4 protein-coding genes are annotated in these 3,491 nt (G+C 72.5%); 3 read left to right on the top strand and 1 reads right to left on the bottom strand.

Going from position 1 to position 3,491, the window contains the following annotated elements:
* The 3 genes from Q7W29_13105 to Q7W29_13095 form a co-directional block, all read left to right on the top strand.
* Positions 1-699: ABC transporter ATP-binding protein (locus Q7W29_13105; protein MDO9172758.1), on the top strand; the 699-nt coding region annotated here is incomplete at its 5' end.
* 28 nt (positions 700-727) lie between these two features.
* Positions 728-1,957 carry a GWxTD domain-containing protein gene (locus tag Q7W29_13100; protein ID MDO9172757.1) on the top strand — a complete coding sequence of 410 codons (1,230 nt, stop codon included), beginning with the start codon at positions 728-730 and terminating at the stop codon, positions 1,955-1,957.
* 18 nt (positions 1,958-1,975) lie between these two features.
* Positions 1,976-3,172 carry a hypothetical protein gene (locus tag Q7W29_13095; protein MDO9172756.1) on the top strand — a complete coding sequence of 399 codons (1,197 nt, stop codon included), beginning with the start codon at positions 1,976-1,978 and terminating at the stop codon, positions 3,170-3,172.
* Positions 3,173-3,279: 107 nt separating this feature from the next.
* Here the strand turns inward: Q7W29_13095 and Q7W29_13090 are convergent.
* Positions 3,280-3,491, bottom strand: a 212-nt coding sequence (locus Q7W29_13090; GenBank protein ID MDO9172755.1) for a hypothetical protein, incomplete at its 5' end; no start/stop codon positions are given.

Below are 3,491 nucleotides of genomic sequence, written 5' to 3'. Positions count from 1 at the left end.
CTGATCCGCGTCACCGACCTGATGCGCGTCTACCAGGTGGGCACCGAGGAGGTCCGCGCCGTCGACGGCGTGGACCTCGAGATCCGCAAGGGCGAGTACGTGGCGATCATGGGGGCCAGCGGTTCCGGCAAGTCGACCCTCATGAACCTCATCGGCTGCCTGGACACGCCCAGCTCGGGCAGCTACGTGCTGAACGGCACGGCCGTGGCCGAGATGGACGACGACGCCCTGGCGGCCGTGCGCAACCGGGAGATCGGTTTCGTCTTCCAGACCTTCAACCTGCTGCCGCGCCTGACCGCGGCCCAGAACGTGGAGCTGCCGCTGATCTACGGCGGCGTCGGCGCCGCGGAGCGCCGCGACCGCGTCGCGGCGGTGATGGCGCAGGTGGGCCTGACCGACCGCGCGGCCCACCAGCCCAACGAGATGAGCGGCGGACAGCGCCAGCGCGTGGCCATCGCCCGCGCCCTGGTCTGCCGCCCGTCCCTGATCCTGGCCGACGAGCCCACCGGCAACCTCGACTCCACGACCAGCGAGGAGATCATGTCCGTCCTGGACGGGCTGCACGCGGGCGGCAATACTATCCTGGTGGTGACCCACGAGGAAGACATCGCCGCCCACGCGCGGCGCATCATCCGCTTGCGGGACGGTAGGATTGAGAGCGACGCCCCGAACCCGCCACGCCGAAGCGCCGCGGTCTGAGACCGCGGCCCCGATGCCGGTAGCTCCGATGGCTCCGGTCGCCCTGCTGGCGCTGATCGCGCTCGCGGTCGCCGGCGCGGCCGCCCCGGCCAAGGCCGGCGGCCGCCCCGTCCCCGGCACCGCCCTGGACGTCTCCGTCTCGACCACCTACGACGCCCGCGGCGGGCCCGCCGCCGTGGTCCACGTGCGCGTGCCGCACCGCGGCCTGGTCTTCACGCGCGACGGCGACGGTTTCGTCTCGGTGCTGCAGGTGGCGGTCGTGGCCGAGCGCGACGGCCGTCGCGTCGGGGGGGGCTTCGCCGAGGCGACGGCCCGGGTCGGCGCCTTCGCGGCCACCGGTTCCGACGAGCGGCTCGCCTGCGACGTCACCGTCGCGTTGGAGGGGGAGGGGAGGGTCGAACTCGCCCTGACCGCGCGCGTGCGCGGCACCGAGCGGGTCTGGCGGACGGACCTGCGCTTCGACCCGGGCCTCGGCAGCGGCGTGCCCTGGTACTTCGCCGGCTTCGACTGGAACGTGCCCGCGGGCGCGCCGGCCCCGGCCGCCGCGGACACGCTGCGGGCGGCGGTCACCCTCGTCCGCCATCCCGGCGCCGGCGCGCAGGATTCCCCGACGCCGACGTCGCTGATCTTCCGCGTCACCGACGCGGGCGGCGACGAGCGGGTCATCGGCCGCGAGGAACTGCCCGCGGCCGCCACCGACACCCTGCGGCGCCGCCTCGAGACGCCGGCGGCGAGCCTGCCGTTCGGCCCGCTGCGGCTGGACGTCTCGCTGGAGACCGGCGCCGGCCACCGCCTCGACCTGGCCCCGGGGCGCGATCTCGTCAACCTGCGCGTGGACTGGCGCGACGACGCCGCCTGGCGCCTGCACGTCGACTGGCTGGACGGTTTCCTGGACGGCGAGGCCCGGCGCGCGCTCGCGTCGCTGCCGGTCGACGAGCGGCCGGCGGCCTGGCGCGCGGTCTGGGCCGCGCGGCCCGCCGGCGAGTTCCCCGACGAGTTCCCCGATGAGGCCACCCATCTGATGCGCATCGTCGAGGCCGACCGGCGCTTCGGCCAGTTCGGCCGCGGGGCGCTGAGCGACCGCGGCCGCGTCCACATCCAGCGTGGCCCCCCCGACAGCGTCGAGGCCCAGGTCATGGATCTGTCCTACCCCGGCCAGTGGGAGGTCTGGTACTATCGCCGCGACGGCGTCCTGTACCGCTTCTACGACGCCTACGGCCTGGGCGATTTCAGACTCTACGACACCGCCCCCTACTGATCCGCGAGGGAGGACCCCATGTCCCGACGCGCCACCGCCGCCCTGACGGCGCTGCTGCTGCTGCTGCTGGCCGCGCTGCCCGTCGCCGCCACCTCGACCCGCGTGTTGAGCATGGGCGGGGGCGGCGACCTGTTCGAGGACGTCGACAACGTCCAGCGCTGGTTCGGATCCCTGGCGACCTACCCCGACCTGATGCTGTTCGAGCTCGGCGAATCGGGAGGATACAACGCCGCCGGACAGGCGCTGGGTGCGCACCTGTCCCTGGACGCTGCGCACCGATTCGGCGTGGCCGGCCTGTGGATCTACGACGACGACCCCCGTCAGGACGTCCGGCTGATGTGGGGCCTGAAGCGCGCCGGCTGGCAGGCGGGCCTGCTGGTCCGTTTCGGCAACGAGATTCGCCACGACACGTCCTACGAATCCGGCACCGGGCTGCTCTTGATCGAAGAGGCCGAGGCGTCGACTTGGAGCCTGGGTACCGGGTTGCGCCTGGACCTGGCGCCCCGGACCTGGATCGATGTGTCGTGCGAGGGGATGTCCACGCAGGACCAGGCCATCGCGGGTATGGTCGAGCTGGTCTCGGAACGGCGGAACCTGGACAGCTTCGCGCTGCGCTGGCGCCTGTTCCACGGTCTGGGCGAGCGCGTGGTGCTCGTGCCGTGCGTGACCTGGGAACGGGAGCTGCGCCCCGAACTGGTCTACTCCGACTGGTTCGGTATCGTGCACTCCTACGACGGCGCCTACTACCTGGACGATGCGCGCTCGTTCAGCGCCGGGTTGGGCCTGAGCCTGCTGCCGGACCCGGACCGGATGCTGCAGGCATCGCTGACCTGGTCCCGAGTCGAGAGCCGTCTGTCCGATCCCGCCGGGGTCGTCGACAACTGGTTGCTGCGCCAGGACGTGGAGACGGACGCCTTGTGCCTCCGCCTGGGGGGGGAGACGCGCGTCCTGTACTGGCTCACGGTGCGCGCCGGCGTATGGAAGACCATGTCCTCGAACGAGGTCGTGCGGTACGGTCCCGTATGGTATGACGAGTACACGGGCCTCAGCAGGTACGAGATGGATGCCAGCCTGGGTCTCGGTTTGCACTTCGGCGACTTCGACGCCGACATGGTGATGACCGATGCCGCGCCGTTCCGGGCGGGCGGGTTGCTGACCGGCACGACCGGCGGCAACGCGCTCTGGTCGCGGATCACCCTGCAGGTCGTCTTCTAGGAGTGTCACGAGAAGCGTCAGGGTCGCCGTGAGGCGACGCGCAGACGTGAAGGGAACAACGCAGCAGGGCGGGCCGACGGGCCCGCCCTGCCCGCGTCAGGCCGTGCTCACGCTTCGTCGCCGGCGAGGTACGCGTCGTGCAACGGCTGCAGCAGGCGGGAGGCGTCTTCGGGGCGCAGCAGCAGACGCAGGACGGCGCCGTCGGCCAGGATCTCGGGCTCGTCGACGCCGTGGGCGGCCAGCAGTTTCCCGACCTGGCCGGCGACGGTCACCCAGTTGGCGGGCGGGCGCCCGGCCAGGGCCAGGCAGGTCAGGCCGC

The sequence above is a fragment of the bacterium genome, assembly GCA_030654305.1.
Taxonomy (GTDB): domain Bacteria; phylum Krumholzibacteriota; class Krumholzibacteriia; order LZORAL124-64-63; family LZORAL124-64-63; genus PNOJ01.
This window is presented reverse-complemented; position numbering and strand designations above follow the sequence as displayed.

Bases quoted from the DNA above. Each gene is read 5' to 3' on its own strand.
- Q7W29_13095 (MDO9172756.1), top strand. From the start codon at position 1,976: ATGTCCCGACGCGCCACCGCCGCCCTGACGGCGCTGCTGCTGCTGCTG.
- Q7W29_13100 (MDO9172757.1), top strand. From the start codon at position 728: ATGGCTCCGGTCGCCCTGCTGGCGCTGATCGCGCTCGCGGTCGCCGGC.